Annotated in this window: 14 protein-coding genes; 6 read left to right on the plus strand and 8 right to left on the minus strand. The window is 72.6% G+C overall.

The window, feature by feature from the left end; all coding sequences use genetic code 11:
- The first annotated feature begins 76 nt into the window (after nucleotides 1-76).
- Genes glnA through AB0316_RS07130 form a run of 3 tightly spaced genes read left to right on the plus strand, consistent with a single transcriptional unit; the run spans nucleotide 77 to nucleotide 5,724 of the window.
- A complete protein-coding gene (gene glnA, locus AB0316_RS07120) occupies nucleotides 77-1,414 on the plus strand; it encodes a type I glutamate--ammonia ligase (protein ID WP_366271747.1) in 1,338 nt (445 codons plus the stop codon).
- 3 nt (nucleotides 1,415-1,417) lie between these two features.
- A complete protein-coding gene (locus AB0316_RS07125) occupies nucleotides 1,418-4,459 on the plus strand; it encodes a bifunctional [glutamine synthetase] adenylyltransferase/[glutamine synthetase]-adenylyl-L-tyrosine phosphorylase (RefSeq protein WP_366271749.1) in 3,042 nt (1,013 codons plus the stop codon).
- Complete coding sequence (locus AB0316_RS07130; RefSeq protein ID WP_366271751.1) at nucleotides 4,456-5,724, plus strand: MFS transporter; 1,269 nt, start codon at nucleotides 4,456-4,458, stop codon at nucleotides 5,722-5,724. Before AB0316_RS07125 ends, AB0316_RS07130 begins: the two co-directional genes overlap by 4 nt.
- A 71-nt stretch (nucleotides 5,725-5,795) precedes the next feature.
- Here AB0316_RS07130 and AB0316_RS07135 read toward each other — a convergent pair whose 3' ends face one another.
- The 4 genes from AB0316_RS07135 to AB0316_RS07150 form a co-directional block, all read right to left on the minus strand.
- A complete protein-coding gene (locus tag AB0316_RS07135; RefSeq protein WP_366271753.1) occupies nucleotides 5,796-6,788 on the minus strand; it encodes a peptidoglycan-binding domain-containing protein in 993 nt (330 codons plus the stop codon).
- Between the two features lie 138 nt (nucleotides 6,789-6,926).
- Nucleotides 6,927-8,492, minus strand: coding sequence for an MFS transporter (locus tag AB0316_RS07140; RefSeq protein WP_366271754.1), 1,566 nt, complete (start codon nucleotides 8,490-8,492; stop codon nucleotides 6,927-6,929).
- On the minus strand, nucleotides 8,489-8,932 hold the full coding sequence (locus tag AB0316_RS07145) for a DUF1810 domain-containing protein (RefSeq protein WP_366271756.1): 444 nt from the start codon (nucleotides 8,930-8,932) through the stop codon (nucleotides 8,489-8,491). Before AB0316_RS07145 ends, AB0316_RS07140 begins: the two co-directional genes overlap by 4 nt.
- Entirely contained in the window at nucleotides 8,929-9,297 is a 369-nt protein-coding gene (locus tag AB0316_RS07150) for a DUF1622 domain-containing protein (RefSeq protein WP_366271758.1), read from the minus strand. The genes AB0316_RS07145 and AB0316_RS07150 overlap by 4 nt, the downstream gene beginning before the upstream one ends.
- Before the next feature lie 122 nt (nucleotides 9,298-9,419).
- On the opposite strand from AB0316_RS07150, the gene AB0316_RS07155 reads away from it, so the two are divergent.
- Both AB0316_RS07155 and AB0316_RS07160 read left to right on the plus strand, forming a co-directional pair.
- The gene (locus tag AB0316_RS07155) at nucleotides 9,420-9,830 is read left to right on the plus strand and encodes a TIGR03618 family F420-dependent PPOX class oxidoreductase (RefSeq protein WP_366271760.1); all 411 of its coding nucleotides are present in this window, start codon (nucleotides 9,420-9,422) and stop codon (nucleotides 9,828-9,830) included.
- Complete coding sequence (locus AB0316_RS07160; RefSeq protein ID WP_366271762.1) at nucleotides 9,827-10,660, plus strand: M55 family metallopeptidase; 834 nt, start codon at nucleotides 9,827-9,829, stop codon at nucleotides 10,658-10,660. Before AB0316_RS07155 ends, AB0316_RS07160 begins: the two co-directional genes overlap by 4 nt.
- Here AB0316_RS07160 and AB0316_RS07165 read toward each other — a convergent pair.
- On the minus strand, nucleotides 10,642-13,188 hold the full coding sequence (locus AB0316_RS07165) for an excinuclease ABC subunit UvrA (protein WP_366271764.1): 2,547 nt from the start codon (nucleotides 13,186-13,188) through the stop codon (nucleotides 10,642-10,644). The genes AB0316_RS07160 and AB0316_RS07165 overlap by 19 nt on opposite strands.
- 83 nt (nucleotides 13,189-13,271) lie before the next feature.
- On the opposite strand from AB0316_RS07165, the gene AB0316_RS07170 reads away from it, so the two are divergent.
- A complete protein-coding gene (locus AB0316_RS07170; RefSeq protein WP_366271765.1) occupies nucleotides 13,272-13,976 on the plus strand; it encodes an MgtC/SapB family protein in 705 nt (234 codons plus the stop codon).
- Between the two features lie 60 nt (nucleotides 13,977-14,036).
- Here the strand turns inward: AB0316_RS07170 and AB0316_RS07175 are convergent, their stop codons facing one another.
- From AB0316_RS07175 to AB0316_RS07185, 3 genes are all read right to left on the minus strand, one after another.
- Nucleotides 14,037-14,615: a hypothetical protein gene (locus tag AB0316_RS07175; RefSeq protein WP_366271767.1), complete on the minus strand. Its 579-nt coding sequence runs from the start codon at nucleotides 14,613-14,615 to the stop codon at nucleotides 14,037-14,039.
- Between the two features lie 77 nt (nucleotides 14,616-14,692).
- Complete coding sequence (locus AB0316_RS07180; RefSeq protein ID WP_366271768.1) at nucleotides 14,693-16,081, minus strand: hypothetical protein; 1,389 nt, start codon at nucleotides 16,079-16,081, stop codon at nucleotides 14,693-14,695.
- Nucleotides 16,078-16,893, minus strand: coding sequence for an ATP-binding cassette domain-containing protein (locus AB0316_RS07185; RefSeq protein ID WP_366271770.1), 816 nt, complete (start codon nucleotides 16,891-16,893; stop codon nucleotides 16,078-16,080). Before AB0316_RS07185 ends, AB0316_RS07180 begins: the two co-directional genes overlap by 4 nt.
- Nucleotides 16,894-17,025 lie beyond the last annotated feature (132 nt).

Genomic DNA, 17,025 nt, shown 5'->3' on the forward strand with positions numbered 1-17,025 from the left:
GCATACGGCAGGGGGCTCGTCCCGAAAGGCCGTGTCTCGCAACATCCCCGAAACAGCGATGCGGCAGGATCGACACATGAACCGTCAGGAAGAGTTCGTGCTGCGCACGATCGAAGAGCGCGACATCCGGTTCGTCCGTCTGTGGTTCACGGACGTCCTGGGCACCCTCAAGTCGGTGGCGGTCGCCCCGGCCGAGCTCGAGGGCGCCTTCGCGGAGGGCATCGGCTTCGACGGTTCGGCGATCGAGGGCTTCGCACGGGTCTACGAGGCCGACATGCTGGCCAAGCCCGACCCGTCGACCTTCCAGATCCTGCCGTGGCGCGGCGACCCGCCGGGAACGGCCCGGATGTTCTGCGACCTGCAGCTGCCCGACGGCACCCCGAGCTTCGCCGACCCGCGGCACGTGCTGCAGCGCGCCCTCGGCCGGGCCGCCGACCTCGGCTTCACCTTCTACACCCACCCGGAGATCGAGTTCTTCCTGCTCGAGCAGGGGCGTGCCGCCGACGGCCGGCCGGTGCCCGTCGACGACGCCGGCTACTTCGACCACGTGCCGCACGGCACCGGCCACGACTTCCGCCGCGCCGCCATCACGATGCTCGAGAACATGGGCATCTCCGTCGAGTTCAGCCACCACGAGGGCGCACCCGGGCAGAACGAGATCGACCTGCGCTACGCCGACGCGCTGAGCACGGCCGACAACATCCAGACCTTCCGCACGGTGGTCAAGGAGGTGGCGCTGACGCAGGGCATCTACGCCACCTTCATGCCCAAGCCCTTCTCGGAGCACCCGGGCTCGGGCATGCACACCCACCTCTCGCTCTTCGAGGGCGACTCCAACGCCTTCTACGAGGCGGGCGCGCCCTACCAGCTGAGCAAGGTGGGCCGTCAGTTCATCGCCGGCCTGATGCGTCACGGCGCCGAGATCGCCGCCGTCACCAACCAGTGGGTCAACTCCTACAAGCGGCTCTGGGGCGGGGGAGAGGCGCCGGCCCACCTGACGTGGGGGCACAACAACCGCTCCGCCATGGTGCGGGTGCCGATGCACAAGCCCAACAAGGGCCAGTCGACCCGGGTCGAGGTGCGCTCGCTCGACGCCGCGTGCAACCCCTACCTGGCGTTCGCCGTGCTGCTCGCGGCCGGGCTCAAGGGCATCGAGGAGGGCTACGACCTCCCGCCCGAGACCGAGGACGACGTGTGGAGCCTCACCGACGCCGAGCGACGCGCGATGGGCATCAAGCCGCTGCCGGCCTCGCTCGGCCGGGCCCTCGAGGTCATGGAGGAGAGCGAGCTCGTCGCCGAGGTGCTCGGTGAGCACGTCTTCGAGTTCTTCCTGCGCAACAAGCGCCAGGAGTGGCTCGACTACCGCCACGAGGTCACCCGCTTCGAGCTCGATCGCTACCTGCCGCGGCTCTGAGGCATGGCGTCACGCACGAGCACGACGGAGGGGGCCCTGGCCCGTCTCGGCTTCCCGGACGCCCAGCGGGCGGCGCAGCTCGTCCAGGACGATGCCCTTCTCCCCGTCCGCGCGGCGATCCCCGGAGGGCAGCTCGACGCGCTGGCGGCCGTCGTCGCCGACACGGCCGACCCCGAGCAGTGCCTGCTGGGGCTGGTGCGGGTGGCGGAGTCCCTCGCCCGCGCGGGGGACGCGCCGCGGTGGGGCATCTCGGCGTTCGCGGCCGAGCTCGCCTCGGAGGGGTCGGGCCGGGAGCGTGTCCTCGGCGTGATGGGTGCCTCGACCGCCCTGGTGGACCACCTGGTGCGCCATCCCGAGCACTGGGTCGACGCGGCCGAGGCCCAGCGCCGCACGAGCGAGCAGACTCGCGCCGACCTCGTGCGCGCGGTCGGCGAGGAGCGGGGCGAGCGCAGCGCCCTGGATGCGCTGCGCATCGCCTACCGGCGGCAGCTGCTGCGGATCGCCGCCCTGGACGTGACCTGCCCGGACCCGCTGGTCGAGATGCCGGCGGTCGGCGAGGCGCTGGCCGAGCTCGCCGAAGCGGCCCTCGAGGCGGCGCTGGTCATCGCACGCGAGGAGTACGGCCCCGGCCACGAGGCGTGCCGCCTGGCCGTCATCGGCATGGGCAAGACCGGGGGCGGGGAGCTCAACTACGTCAGCGACGTCGACGTCATCCTCGTCGCCGAGCCCGGCGACGGCGTCGACGAGGACACGGCGCTGCGGGTCGGCACGACGCTCGCGACGTCGCTGATGCGGGCCTGCTCGGCACCCACCCCCGAAGGCAGCCTGTGGCCAGTCGACGCCGCCCTGCGCCCCGAGGGCAAGCAGGGCCCCCTCGTCCGGACCATCGCCAGCCACAAGGCGTACTACGAGCGATGGGCCAAGACGTGGGAGTTCCAGGCGCTGCTCAAGGCGTGGGTCTCCGCGGGCGACAAGGAGGTCGGGCTGCGCTACAAGGCCGAGATCTCCCCGATGGTGTGGGAGGCCGCCGGGCGGCCCAACTTCGTCGAGGACGTCCAGGCGATGCGCCGGCGCGTCGAGCAGCACGTGCCCGCCAACGAGGCCGATCGCCAGCTCAAGCTCGGGCCCGGCGGCCTGCGTGACGTCGAGTTCAGCGTCCAGCTGCTCCAGCTCGTCCACGGTCGCACCGACCCGAGCCTGCGGTCGGCCACGACCCTGGAGGCGCTGGCATCGCTCGCGCGCGGCGGCTACGTGGGCCGGGAGGACGCGGCGACCCTCGACCGCGCCTACCGTCACCTGCGGTGTCTCGAGCACCGCATCCAGCTGCACCGGCTGCGGCGCACCCACCTCATGCCGGTGACCGAGCCCGACCTGCGCCGGCTCGGTCGCGCCATGGGACACCGCACGCATCCCGCGCAGGCCGTCGTGGCCGACCGCCAGGCGTCGGCACGCGAGGTGCGCCGGCTGCACGAGCGGCTCTTCTACCGGCCGCTGCTGGCCGCCGCCGCCAAGCTCAGCCCGAGCGAGGCGCGGCTGAGTCCCGAGGCGGCCCAGCAGCGCCTGCTGGCGCTGGGCTTCCGGGACCCGGCGGGCGCCCTGCGCCACATCGAGGCCCTCACCACCGGCGTCAGCCGCCGCGCCGCCATCCAGCGGACCCTGCTGCCCGTCATGCTGGGCTGGTTCGCCGACGAGGCCGACCCGGATGCCGGGCTGCTGTCGTTCCGCCGGGTGTCCGACGAGCTCGGGACCACGCACTGGTACCTCGCGATGCTGCGCGACGAGGGGCGCGCGGCCGACCGGCTGGCCCACACGCTCGCCCGGAGCCGGTATGCCGCCGACCTGCTCGTGCGCTCCCCGAAGAGCGTGTCGATGCTCGGCGACGACAACGGTCTTCTCCCGCGCACCCGGGAGGCGCTGACTGCCACGATGCAGTCCGCGGCGGGTCGTCGCGACTCCGCTGCCGACGCCGTCGCGGCGGTGCGCGCCATCCGCCGTCATGAGCTGCTGCGCATCGTCATCAGCGACCTCGTCGGGGTCACCGACCTCAGCGGGGTGGGGGCGGCGCTGACCGACCTCACCGCCGCCACGGTGCAGGTCGCGCTCACGGCCGCGGTCGAGGAGGTCGAGCGCCGCGAGGGCGGGCCGATCGGCGGGGACGTCCTCGTCGTCGCCATGGGCAGCTTCGGCGGCCGCGAGCTCGGCTACGCCTCGGACGCCGACGTGATGTTCGTGCACCGTCCGCACCCCGGTGCCTCCGAGCAGGACGTGCAGGACGTGCAGGCCAGGGCCACGCTCGTGGTGCAGGAGCTGCGCAGGCTGCTGGGCGCTCCCGGGGCCGACCCCGCGCTCGGGCTCGACGCCGACCTGCGACCCGAGGGCAAGGGCGGGCCGCTCGTGCGCAGCATCGACTCGTTCCGCACCTACTACGACCGGTGGGCGCTGACGTGGGAGTTCCAGGCCCTGCTCCGGGCCACGCCGATCGCCGGGCCGCAGGAGCTGGCCGACGAGTTCCTGGCACTCATCGACCCGCTGCGCTGGCCGGAGGGCGGCATCGACGCCCGCCAGGTCCGCGAGATCCGCACGCTCAAGGCGCGGATGGAGAGCGAGCGGCTGCCGCGCGGCGCCGACCCGCGGACGCACCTCAAGCTCGGCCGGGGCGGCCTGACCGACGTCGAGTGGGTCGTGCAGCTGCACCAGCTGCTCCACGCCCACGACCACCGGGCCCTGCGGGTGACGGGGACCATGTCAGGTCTCGCTGCACTGGGCGAGGAGGGGCTGGTTGCCGCGGAGGACGTCACGGCCCTGCGGGAGGCGTGGCAGCTCGGCGCGCGCATGCGCAACGCGGGGGTGCTGTGGCGTGGCAAGGCGATCGACAGCGTCCCGTCGGACCTGCGCGACCTCGACGGCATCGGCCGCATCATGGGCCGGCCGGCCGGGGAAGGGGCGGCCCTCGCCGAGCTGTGGCGGCGCGTCGCCAGACGTGCCAGACATGCCACTGATTTCAACTTTTACGACTCCCCTCCTCGGGGTAGCGTCGGCACGTGAGTCCGAGCCAGGGGAACGACGTCGACGCGCCGACGTTCGCCGCCGTCCTCCGCGTGCGCCGGTACCTCCCCGTCTTCCTGGCCAACGCCCTGTCGATGTGGGGCGACTACATCGCCCGCATCACCATCGCCGCGGTCGTCTACAACCGCACCGGCTCGCCGCTCGCCACGGCCGGCACCCTGGCGGTGAGCCTCGTCCCGACGTTCCTCGGACGGAGCCTGCTCGGGCCGCTCGTCGACCGGATGCCCTACAAGTGGGTCCTGATCTGGTCGCACCTGCTGCGCGCAACGTGCGTGCTGGTCCTGATGGGGATGGTGCTTCAGAACGCGAGCTACTGGCTGCTGTTCCTCGTGCTCTTCGTGCTCGAGCTCATCGGCGGTGCCTCCACCGCCTCCTACATGGTGCTGCTCACCGACCTCGTCGAGGACCGCCGGCTCTACGCCAAGGCGGTCGCCCTCGGGGCGATGTCGGAGCAGTTCAACCAGGCGATTGGCCTGGCGGTCGGTGGCGGGCTGATCGCGATCGTGGGTCCCGAGACCGGGCTGGTCTTCGACCTGGTGACCTTCGTCGTCAGCGCGGTCGTCATCCTCTTCGTCGTGCAGGTGCGCCCGGTCCACGGCGAGCGCGGTCGCGGGGTGCGCGGCTTCGCTCGCGACCTGTCCAGCGCGGCCAGTGACCTGGCCCGCCACCCGGTCCTCTTCCGGCTGATGAGCCTCAGCGCCGTCGCGTGCGTGGGCATCGTCGCGCCCGAGGCGCTCGCCCTGCCGATCGCCGATGGCAACAGGTGGGGCGGGGTGCTGATGGCCTCGCCCATCGTGGGTGCCGTCGTGGGAATCGTCCTGATCGGGCGCATGGACGTGCTGAGGCAGAACCGGACCATCGTGCCGCTGGCCCTCGCCATGCCGGTGCCCCTGCTGCTGGCCGCCCTGCAGCCGCCCCTGTGGGTCACCATGGTGCTCTTCTTCCTCTCCGGCGTCCTGCAGGCGTTCATGGTGCCGCTCCAGGCCACCTTCGCCCTGACGACCGAGCCGGCCATGCGCGGGCGCATCTTCAGCCTCGCCGGCTCCGTGTCCGTGGCCGCCGCCGGCGTCTCCTACCTCGCCGCCGGGTGGGTGGCGAAGTACGCCACGCCAAACGGGGCGGTGGCCATCTGCGCCGCGGTGTGCCTGGTGCTCACCGCGGTGCTTGCCGTCACCTGGCCGCACCGTCGGGTGCGCCTGGCGGTCGACAGCGCGTACGCCACGACCTCCTCGCGCGCGGCCTGACCCGGAGCGGGAACAGCGACGGCGCGGCGCCGCCGATGCGACGCCGCGTCGTCGGGCACGGTCGGGGGCGTTCAGCGAGGCATGCCGTTGGCAGCCAGGAGCGAGCGCCACGTGGACGCGTAGGCCACGCCGCTGGCCGGCAGGCCGTGCCTGGTCTGCCACGCCTTGAGGCGGCTTGAGGTGATCGAGCCGAAGTTGCCGGTCGTCGGCGAGACGCCGAGGGCCTTCTGCAGCGAGGTCACCGCCGGTCCCGACATGCCGGTCCGGAGCACCATGCCGGAGCGGGGCACCAGCTCCTTGAGCAGGGCGCTGGCGCCCGTCGGGGCCTTGACCACGGGGAAGGAGGCACAGCGGCGGGGGTTGTAGGCGGCCACGCCGGGCGACCAGTTGAGGTCTGCCGGTCGGCACGGGCCCCAGTCGACCGGGGCGACGGCCTTGGTCCAGAAGGAGGTGCGGCCCTGCGCGCCCTCCCAGGAGAGGCTGACGTGGATGTGGTTGCGGTGGCAGGCGGTGTCGTAGGCCGTCGACGGCGTCGTCGCGCACGTGCTGTAGGGCCGCCAGCCCTCCGACGAGCGGTACGAGCTCCAGATCTTGTTGTCCCAGATGAGGTACATGACGCCGAGCCGCCGCGCGTTGGCGTAAGGGTTGCCGGCCTTGTCGGTCGCGAGCAGCCAGTTGATCAGCGCGCCGGCCTGGGCCTTCTGCGTGCTGTTGCGCACCGAGAAGAACGTGTCGATGGCGCGCCCGTCGAAGTGCTCCGAGGACGGTGAGGTGGCCGACGTGCACGAGCTCGCGAGGCCGTAGGTGTTCGCGTAGGTCGCCTGGATGAGCTTGGCCAGCTTCACGGTGCCGGGCCGGTTCGTCACGTCGCAGCCCGTGGCCGGGACGTAGGGCGAGAGGCCTTCGATGCCGGTGGGCAGGCCCGTCGGCACGGCGGGGACACGGACGCTGGCGGTGGTGGCGGCGGTGGCGCTCGGGGCTGCGGTCGACAGCAGCGCCAGCGAGGCGAGGGCCGAGAGCATCAGGCCGAGCCCTCGCAGGCGCCGGGGCAGGTGGTGGTTCATGGGACGTCCAGGGGTCGTGTGGTTCGACGACCGCGCCGAGCTGGCGGGCCGGGTTGACCTCACCATTGGAACCATTTGTCCGGTTCCACCGCAGCAACTTGGAGAAATCGGGCGAAACGCTTACCCAGACGTATGCCGTCAGGCGGGCTCCTCCTGGGACCGACGTCGCCGGTTGCGCAGGTCCACGACGCTGGCCGCCAGCGCCACCGCCACGAGCACCGCGGCCACCCGCAGCGCGGCCGCCGGGTCGAGCCCACGGCCGGACGCAAGCCCGGAGTAGAGCACCGAGCCGACCAGCGCGATGCCCGCCGCGGTGCCGATGCGCTGCCCGGTCTGCAGCAGGCCGCCGGCGGTGCCTGCCCGCTCGACCGGGACCCGGGCCACGGTCAGGGTCACGTTGGGGGAGATGACGAAGCCGCTGCCGACACCTGCGACCAGCAACGGCGCCGCCAGCCACCACCCGATACTCGGGCCGTGCACGACGGTGAGCACCACGTCCACGGCGACGAGACCGACGAGGACGACGGCGAGGCCGGTCGTCACGAGCGAGCGCTCGAAGCGCTCGACCAGCCGTCCGCCGAGCGCGGACGAGACGGCGGAGCCGGCAGCGAAGGGAGTGACGGCCAGGCCGGCGAGCAGCGGCGAGTAGCCGAGCTTCTCCTGGAAGAAGATGGTCAGCACGAAGAAGATGCCGGTGAAGCCGCCGAAGTAGATGGTGCCGACCGTCGCGCCGGCCGAGTAGCCCGGCACCGTGAAGAGGCCCAGGTCCACGAGCGGGGTGCGTCCCCGGTTGGTGTAGACCCGCTCCCAGGCGAGGAAGACGACGAGGAAGCCCACACCGACGAGGGCGACCCACCAGGGGACCGTCGAGCCACCGCGCCCCGACTCGACGATGGGCAGCAGGATCCCGAGCACGCCCACACCGAGCAGCGCCACTCCCAGCGGGTCGATGTCGATGCGGCGGGAGCGGTCGCGCTCGGGCGGGTCCGGCAGCCAGCGCATGGCCAGCACCACCGCGGCGACGGCGATCGGGAGGTTGACGAAGAAGATCCAGCGCCAGCCGCTCTCCTCGCCGAGCACGTTGAGGATCACGCCGCCCACGACGGGCCCGACCGCGGTGGAGATGCCGATGGTGGCACCGAGCAGACCGAACGCCCGACCACGCTCCGGCCCCCGGAACATCTGCTGGATCAGGCCCGAGACCTGCGGGTTGAGGATGCCTCCGGCAGCGCCCTGCACGAGGCGCGCGACGACGAGGAGCGCGCTGCTCGGTGCCAGCCCGCACGCCAGGCTGGAGACGCCGAAGAGCACGACCCCGACCACGAAGACGGTGCGCCGGCCGAGGGCGTCACCGATGCGGCCCGACGGCACGAGGGTGAGCCCGAAGGTGAGCGCATAGCCGGACACGACCCACTGCAGGTCGCTCGGGCTCGCCTCGACGCCCTTCTGGATCGAGGGCAGCGCGACGTTGACGATCGAGACGTCGAGCAGGGTCATGAAACCCGCGACGAGGCACACCCACAGCGCCTTCCATCGGCGGGGGTCGGGCTCGTGACGCTCGGACGACCGGTCTCGAGTCTGGTCTCGCGGCTCGTCCGGGGAGGAGTGCGGCGACGGGCCCAGAGAGCGGTCGGAGGACTCGATGGAGGGGGTGGGGGCGGAGTCGGTGGTGGGCGACTCGGCGTGCTGCGGGCTGTCGTTCACGAGCCGAGAGCTCCCAGCGTCGCGTCGTCGCGGGTGCCGCCGTAGAAGCGGTCGAGCACCGCGGCGAACGGCTGCGCCTCTCCCGCGTCGGCAGCTGCGCGCTCGAACAGGGTCATGCTTGAGCGCACCTTCGTCGCGTCGATCGACCCCAGCACCTCGACGGGGTCGCTCGTCCCGAGCGAGAGCAGCGCGTCCGTGCACTCGCGCAGCCGGGGTCCGAGAACGGGGTGGCGCAGGTAGGCACGGGCCTCGGGGAGGCCCGAGACGGCATACGTCCTCGACATCTCGCTGTGGCCGAGACCGGCGAGCTGGGGCAGCACGAACCAGATCCAGTGGCCGCGCTTGCGGCCGGCGCGCAGCTCGGCGAGGGCAGCGGCATACGTGCCGCCGGAGTCCTGGGCGCGGACGAACCGCTCGAGGTCGGGGGAGTCCGAGGTCATGGGGACGTCGTACCCGATCGCTGGTCCGCCGGGTCCTTCTGCCAGGGCCAGCGGCCGGTGATCTCGAGCTCGAGCGAGAAGCTGAGGAAGGTCCGGATCAGCACGATGACCGCGAGCACGGACACGCTGGAGAGCGTCGGCGTGACCGCGACGGTGCGGATGATGTCGGCGGCCACGAGCAGCTCGAGACCGAGCAGGATCGTGCGGCCCAGCTGCTGCCGGAAGCGGCGGTAGGTGTCGGGCAGGTGCGCCCGCGAGTTCTGGATCGCGCGCACCGCGGCCACGACGGTACCGATGACCAGCACGGCCACCCCCGCGGTGTCGATGCCCTTGCCCGCCAGCTCGATGGCGTCGCTGAAGTCCACGGGCGCCCCTTCCAGATCGTCGGTCCTCCTCCAAGCAGTACCCATCCCGGCGGGCCACGGCAAGCGTCTCGCGGGTCGGTGCCGCGGCTACGGTGGGAGCTCGCGACCCGAGAGGACCCCACGTGCCCAAGCCACCGCTGCCCCCAGCCATCGCCGACGAGCTCGCCAAGCCCTGGCACGCGACGATCAGCACCGTGCGTCCCGACGGCCAGCCGGTCTCGGTGCCGACCTGGTACCTCTACGAGGACGGCCGGATCCTCGTGAACATGGATGCCGGGCGCAAGCGGCTCGAGCACCTGCGGAGCAACCCACGCGTCAGCCTGAGCGCCATCGACCCGGACGACTGGATCACGCACATCAGCATCCTCGGTCACGTGACCGAACTGGTCGACGACACCGACCTGCGCGACATCGACCGCGTCGCGACGCACTACACGGGCAAGCCGTATGCCGTGCGCGACCGCCCCCGGGTCAGCGCGTGGGTGGCGATCGACCGGTGGCACGCCTGGGGCCGGCTGAGGGACGTCCGGTGAAGGTCTACCTCTCCTTCGACTTCGAGGGCGTGGCCGGGATCGTGGACTGGGCGCAGTGCCGCGAGGGCACAGCCGCCTACGCCACGGGGTGCGCTCTGGCCCTCGGCGAGGTCAACGCGGCGATCACGGGCGCCGTCCGCGCCGGCGCCACGGAGGTCGTGGTCAACGACGCGCACGGGCAGATGCGCAACCTCGACCCGGCCGCCCTGGCCCACGACGCGACGTACGTCTCCGGGCGCCACAAGCCGCTCTACATGATGGAGGGGCTCGACCACTCTTTCGACGTAGCCTTCCTCGTCGGCTACCACGGCTCGATCTCGGGGGAGCCGTCCGCGCTGTCGCACACCTACAACCCCGAGGTCTTCTCGGCTGCTCGGGTCGGCGGGACCGAGGTCGGCGAGAGCGGCCTCAACGCCCTCGTGGCGTCGCACTTCGGCGTGCCCATCGGCCTCGTCACGGGTGACGCGGTGACGATCTCCGAGACGGCGCCCTACGCCCCGGACGCGACGACGGTCGTCACCAAGCGGTCGATCACCCGCTTCGCCGCCACGAACCTGCACCCCCGGCTCGCGCGCGAGCGGATCGGCGAGGCGGCGGCCGAGGCGGTCCGCCGGGCGCGGTCCGGTGCGCTGCGGGCCCCGGATCTGGAACGCCCGGTGCGAGTGGAGCTCGACGTGCAGACCGCCGACATGGCGGAGGTCGGCAGCTGGGTCAAGGGCGCCGAGCGGGTGGGCACCCGCACGATCCGCATCGAGTCGGACGACGCCCTCGCGGCGTTCCGCTCGTTCGTCGCCGTCACCTACATCACCCGTCAGGCCGGGGGGCGCTGACCCTGTGCTGGCCGGGCGCCTGAGGGCTCGGGCGTCAGCGCGGCGGCGAGGTAGGAAGCGGTCTGGCTCTGCCGGCACCGGCTCACCTCGGCGGGCGTCCCGGTCGTGACGACCCGACCGCCCTCGTCGCCGGCGCCGGGGCCGAGGTCGATGACGTGGTCGCACCGGGCGACCACGTCCAGGTCGTGCTCCACGACCACGACGGTGCTGCCGCCGTCGACGAGCCCCTGCAGCTGGCGCATCAGGACCTCGACATCGGCCGGGTGCAGGCCGGTCGTCGGCTCGTCGAGGAGGTAGACGGTGCCCTTGCGCTGGGCGCGCTGCAGCTCGGTGGCGAGCTTGATCCGCTGGGCCTCGCCGCCGGACAGATCCGTCGCGGGCTGGCCGAGCCCGAGGTAGCCGAGCCCGACGTCGGCGAGGGTGCGCAGGCTGCGCTCGACGGCCGGCTCGTCGGTGAAGACGGCAACGGCGTCATCGACGCTGAGCGCCAGGACCTCGGCGATCGTGCGGCCGCGCCACCGGACATCGAGGGTCTCGGCGTTGTAGCGCGCCCCGTGGCAGGTCGGGCACACCCGGTAGGTGCCCGGCAGGAAGAGCAGCTCGACCGACACGAAGCCCTCGCCCTGGCAGGTCTCGCAACGACCGCCCTTGACGTTGAAGGAGAACCGCCCGACGCCGTATCCACGCTGCCTCGCCTCGTCCGTCCCGGCGAACAGCTTGCGGACGGCGTCGAACAGGCCCGTGTAGGTGGCGAGGTTGGACCGCGGGGTGCGCCCGATCGGCCGCTGGTCGACGACGACGGCCCGGCGAACGTGCTCGGTGCCGGTGGCATGCGGGAGACGGGTGCGTATGCCGTCAGCCGCGTCCTGCTCGTCCGTGTCGTCCGTGCCTGGTTCCGTGGGGGAGTCGGGTCTGGCAGCGGCGCCGAGCACGTCGCCGAGCACGTCGCCGAGCACGTCGCCGAGCACCGCGAGCACGGTCGACTTGCCCGAGCCGGACACCCCGGTGATGGCAGTGAGCACCCCGAGAGGGATCGTCACGTCCGTGCCGCGCAGGTTGTGGCGCTCGATGGCGTGGAGGGTGAGCGCACCCGTGGGCGTCCGTGCCGGGCGATCCTCGTGGGGCGCGGTCGTGCCGAGGACGAAGGGCGCCGTCAGCGACTCGGGGGCGTCGGCGATGGCGGCGACCGGTCCGGAGTGCAGCAGCCGGCCACCGAGCTCGCCGGCGCCCGGCCCCACGTCGACGAGCCAGTCCGCGTGGCGCATGACGTCGATCGAGTGCTCCACGGCGATGACCGAGTTGCCTTCTGCCACCAACCGATCCAAAACGGTGAGGAGGGGCTCGCGGTCTGCCGGGTGTAGCCCGGCCGACGGTTCGTCGAGGACGTAGACGACTCCGAACAGCCCGGACCGCAGCTGGGTGGCGAGCCGCAACCGCTGCAGCTCGCCCGACGACAGGGTCGGGGTCTGCCGGTCCAGCGACAGGTAGCCGAGGCCCAGCTCGACGAGGACGTCGAGCCGCGCTTCCAGTTCCGGGGCGAGGCTGGCGGTGACGTCGCCCTCCTCGGCCTCGCCATGCACCTGGCGCACGAGGCCACGCAGCTCGCCCAGCGGCATACGCCACCACCGGTCGATGGGTAGGCCGGCCACCGTGACGGCGAGGGGCTCAGGGCGCAGGCGTCGGCCGCCGCACGAAGGGCAGGGGAGGGTCTCGACGAAGGTGAGCGCGCGGCGGCGTGCGGACGCGCTCTTCGACTCGGACAGCGTGCGCAGGACGTGCCTGGCGGCGCTGACGTACTGCCCCTGGTAGGGGCGTTGGATGCGGCCGGGCTCGCGCTCGGGGTGCACGGTGACGACCGGCTCCTCGTCGGTGAACAGGATCCACTCGCGCTCGGCCGGTGGCAGGTCGCGCCAGGGCCGGTCGATGTCGTGACCGAGGGTGTCGAGGATGTCGCGCAGGTTCTTGCCGAGCCAGGCGCCGGGCCACGAGGCGATCGCCTTCTGCCGGATCGACAGCGTGGGGTCCGGGACCATGAGGTCCTCGGTGGGGTGGTGCACGTGACCCAGCCCGTGACAGGTCGGGCAGGCCCCGGCAGCGGTGTTGGGGGAGAAGGCGTCCGAGTCGAGGCGCGGCGCACCCGCTGGGTAGCTCCCGGCGCGGGAGAACAGCATGCGCAGGGTGTTGGACAGGGTCGTGACCGTGCCGACGCTCGAGCGGGCGCCGGCGCCCGAGCGCCGCTGCTGGAGTGCGACGGCCGGGGGGAGCCCGCTCACCGAGTCGACGCGGGGCGACTCGACCTGGTTGATGAGGCGGCGCGCGTAGGGCGCCACCGACTCCAGGAAGCGGCGCTGCGACTCGGCGTAGACGGTCCCGAACGCGAGCGACGACTTGCCTGAGCCCGACACTCCGGTGACGACGACCAGCCGGTCACGCGGGAGGTCGACGTCGACGTGCCGGAGGTTGTGCAGGTGGGCGCCGCGGACCCGGATGAAGCCGTCGTCGCTGTCACGGTCGGCCGGGGTGCACACAGGCCCACGCTACGACGTGTCGCGTGGCAGGGAGCAGCCCGGTTCGCCCGTCACCTGCGTCGTCGCGTGGGTAGGGGATGCACATGACGTGGGCGAGTGCCACGACGTCGACCGAGACGACGCTGCTCGGCCTGGCGTTCGTGCTGTCGGCGATCATCGGTCTCGAACGCCACCGGCGCTTCAAGAGCGCCGGGCTGCGGACGCACACGCTGGTGGGGGTCGGCTCGGCGGTCTTCACGCTCGTGTCCGCCTACGGGTTCGCGGAGGTCACCGGCCGCGGCCCCGTCGACCCCTCGCGCATCGCTGCGCAGATCGTGTCGGGTGTGGGCTTCCTCGGCGCGGGAGTCATCTTCGTCCGCCGTGGAAGCGTGTCAGGGCTGACCACTGCAGCCTCGATCTGGCTGACCGCAGCGGTCGGGATGGCTTGCGGTGCAGGCATGCCGCCGTTGGCGGTCATGGCGACCGCCTGCCACCTGCTCACCGTGACCGTCCTGGCGAAACTCGGCCGGCGGATGCAGGCCAACCCGGTGAGCACCACGCTTCTCATGCGCTACACGGCAGGTCGAGGCACCCTGCCGGTGGCCCTGGGTCTGGCTGCCGAGCAAGGCGTCACCGCCACCGTCCTCGACGCGAAGACCGTGCGGGAGGAGGGTGAGGAGACGACCGTGAGCGCAACCGTGCAGTTCGAGGCGAGCCCCCATGTCGTCAGCGACCTCCTCGACGAGATCGCTGACCTGGCGAGTGTCCACTCGGTGCGTGTGCTGGGCGACGAGGGCAGTCGCGACTGAGGAGCGCGGCGGCGCTTCCGGCGCCGTCGATGTCGCGTTCGGGCGTCGTGGTGCTGGTGGTCACTCCTTGTGGCGGATCGTTCTGCGCCAGCGGGCCGCGAGAGCGACGGAGCCGAGGACCAGGAGGGTGGCACCGGTGGTCAGGGCAGTCGGGGTGGGCTGCAGCGTCCACGCCCACGGGGCCGGTTGCCCGTCGTCGGAGGTGCCCAACACGGTGAGCAGGCACAGGTAGGCGGCCGGCAGCAGGACGCCGAGCCGCCCCAGGAGGGCGACGCCGATGAGGAGCAGACCGACGGAGCCGACGTACGACGCGGTGACGAGGGCGTAGGTGTCCCTGCTCAGGGCGGGGTTGGCTGCGAGCATGGCGAGGGTGAGGGCCATGACGGCGGCGAGGAGGGCCGCGTGGGTGGCGCGGGCCGGGCGCGGCGCGGTGGCTTCCAGAGCTGCCGCGGGGCTGAGGCAGCTGCGTCCCAGGAGCATGGCGAGCGGGATGGGTTGGACGAGGTAGAGCGGCATCACGGTGGGGCTGGCACTCGTGAGGACCCCGACGGGCAGGGTGAGGGCCGAAGCCAGTGCGAACGCCGCCACGACGAGGGCCGAGAGGACGAGGGTGCTCGGGATGCCGAGGCCCCGGGCCATCAGCCAAGGGCCACGCAGCCCGGACCCGGCGAGAAGGCCTGGTCGAGGCCGGCGGGCGGAGAGCATCGAGGGGCGGGTCACGGCGCCGGCACGGGTGGGAGGGGCCGGCAGGCGGCTGCGGCCGACACGGCCTGGTTCATCCACGAGTCCTGCAGGTCGGGCGACAGCTGAACCAGCTGGTCGTGAGCCGGCGCGTCGAGGGGCATGGAGACGGTCGAGGTGATCCGGTCGGTGAGCGTTGCGGCGACGTCCCGGCTGGCGTCGAGGTCGGTGCGAGCGGCCAGGTCGCTGCGGGCGCAGTCCTCGTCGAGAGTGGGCACGGCGGCGGCGGTGACGAGCTCCACCGCGCGGGAGCGGTCGATCATCCCGGAGGGGACGGGGCTCCAGGCGGCGGTGCGGTGGCGGCTGGTGTCCCATGATTCGGCGGGAGCTCCGGGCTCCCCGGGGGCGATCGCTGCGCCGTACTCGACAAGTTCGGCGGGGAGGAAGTCGAGCGCGGCCCCGGCCCGGCGCAGGTCGGCGAAGGCCGCGGCGAGCGTCGCGAGGTCCTCGGGGCTGGCGGAGTACCCGCAGACGCGGGTCGTAGCGGGGCCGGCACAGTGGAGCGGACGCACCGCCGCGGCGGTGGACATCCACTGCTGGCCGCGCGCGACCTGGGGCACGAGGACGCCGGCGGCGGTGACGCCCGCGAGGAGCGCCGCGGTCGCGAGCGTTCCGGCGCCGGGACGGGTCGCGCGATGCCGGCACCCGGCGATCACCAGCAGCAGCCCCGCGGCTGCCACGAGCCAGGCGGCAGCACTGAGCATCCGCGGCGCGTGCTGGACGACGTCGTCGTCCCACCGTTGCTGGATCACCGGGTACAGGCGTCCCCAGGTGCGTTCGGCATCGGGGAGGTACACCGGCACGAGCGCCCCGTAGAGCAGGACCCCGGTGCCGACGACCGCGACCCACCGCGGCAGCCACGCCCCGAGGAACGCGCCGACGGCCACCTGCAACGCCAGCAGGGCCAGAGTGAGGACGACCACGCCCCACGCCGGGGAACCACTGCCGGCGGTCGTTGCCGTGCGGACGGCGGCGACCGCCAGGACGAGGAGGAACGCCGCGGCCGCGAGCAGCCACACCGGCAGGACGGCCCGGGTCACCACCGCCAGGCCGGTGCGCAGACCCGTCCGCTCGAGCGTCGCGACGCCCCGTGCCGCGGACCGGCCCACGATCAGGGCCGCGACGATGCCGCTGATGATGCCGATGACGATGGAGCCGTAGATGTGGGCGAAGAGCGTCGTGTCGTTCCAGCGTCCCACCCAGTGGGGCGATCCGGTCAGCGCGGAGACGGAGCCGGCGAGGGCGAGCGCCAGCGCCGGCCACCGGGCCGGCGTGGTGCGCAGCTCGGGCAGCAGCCAGTGCCGCGGGCGGTGGTGCACAGCTGGCGTAGCGGGCTGTGCCGGGGTGCGGGTGTGCGTGCTCATCTCCCGTTCGCCGCCAGCACCCGCAGGTAGGCCTGCTCGAGACTCGGACCGTCCACCGTGGGCGGGCCGACACCATCGGAGTGCTCACCCGGTCCCTCTGGCGGGCGCGTTCCCGCGATGAGTCCGGCGAGTGTGTCCTCGGCCACGACCCGGCCCTGCTGCAGCACCACGACACGCTGGCAGACGGCGGCGACGTCCTCGGCGAGGTGGGAGCTAATGATCGTGGTGGTGGTCGGATCGAGGGAGCGCACGATGTCGCGGAAGGCCGCACGTTGCTCGATGTCCAACCCGTTCGAGGGCTCGTCCAGGACGAGTACGCGTGGCTGGTGCACGACGGCACACGCGATCCCGACCCGTTGCAGCATCCCTCCGGAGAGGTCCTTGATGCGCCGGTCGGCCAGCGCCGTGAGGCCCACCAGGAACAGGGCCCGGTCGATCGCGGCGGAGGTCTCGGCGGCCGGCAGCCGCCGCAGCCACGCGGCATACCCGATGAAGTCGCGCACGCGGAAGGCGGGGAACGCCTCGAACCTCTGCGGCAGCACACCCAGCGCCTGCCGCAGCTGCATCCGGGAGCTGCGCGTGGTCACCGGCGCCCCCGACAGGCGGACGTCTCCCAGGGTGGGCCGGACCATTCCGGTCAGCACCCCCATGAGCGTGGACTTCCCGGCGCCGTTGTGGCCCAGCAGACCGGTGACGCCGGGCCCGAACGAGACCGACACCTCCTCGAGGGCGGTCGCGCGGCCGTAGCGCACCGTCACCCCGTGCAGCCCCACTACCGGCGCGGCAACAACCGCTTCCTTCGCGTCGACCATCTGTGCTCCCCTGTGAGCCACCGCCCCCTGCAGGCGGCGCGTGAACCGTACCGCAGGCCACTGCGGCCGCACTGATCCGGGACGGCGACACGAGCCCCCCATCCTGCGATAACACCCACCCGGGAGTGAACG

Origin of the sequence: Terrabacter sp. NPDC080008, from assembly GCF_040702505.1 — a bacterium.
Taxonomy (GTDB): domain Bacteria; phylum Actinomycetota; class Actinomycetes; order Actinomycetales; family Dermatophilaceae; genus Terrabacter.

Bases quoted from the DNA above. Each gene is read 5' to 3' on its own strand.
- glnA (WP_366271747.1), top strand. From the start codon at position 77: ATGAACCGTCAGGAAGAGTTCGTGCTGCGCACGATCGAAGAGCGCGAC.
- AB0316_RS07125 (WP_366271749.1), top strand. From the start codon at position 1,418: ATGGCGTCACGCACGAGCACGACGGAGGGGGCCCTGGCCCGTCTCGGC.
- AB0316_RS07135 (WP_366271753.1), bottom strand. From the start codon at position 6,788: ATGAACCACCACCTGCCCCGGCGCCTGCGAGGGCTCGGCCTGATGCTC.
- AB0316_RS07145 (WP_366271756.1), bottom strand. From the start codon at position 8,932: ATGACCTCGGACTCCCCCGACCTCGAGCGGTTCGTCCGCGCCCAGGAC.
- AB0316_RS07170 (WP_366271765.1), top strand. From the start codon at position 13,272: ATGACGTGGGCGAGTGCCACGACGTCGACCGAGACGACGCTGCTCGGC.
- AB0316_RS07175 (WP_366271767.1), bottom strand. From the start codon at position 14,615: ATGGCCCGGGGCCTCGGCATCCCGAGCACCCTCGTCCTCTCGGCCCTC.
- AB0316_RS07180 (WP_366271768.1), bottom strand. From the start codon at position 16,081: ATGAGCACGCACACCCGCACCCCGGCACAGCCCGCTACGCCAGCTGTG.
- AB0316_RS07185 (WP_366271770.1), bottom strand. From the start codon at position 16,893: ATGGTCGACGCGAAGGAAGCGGTTGTTGCCGCGCCGGTAGTGGGGCTG.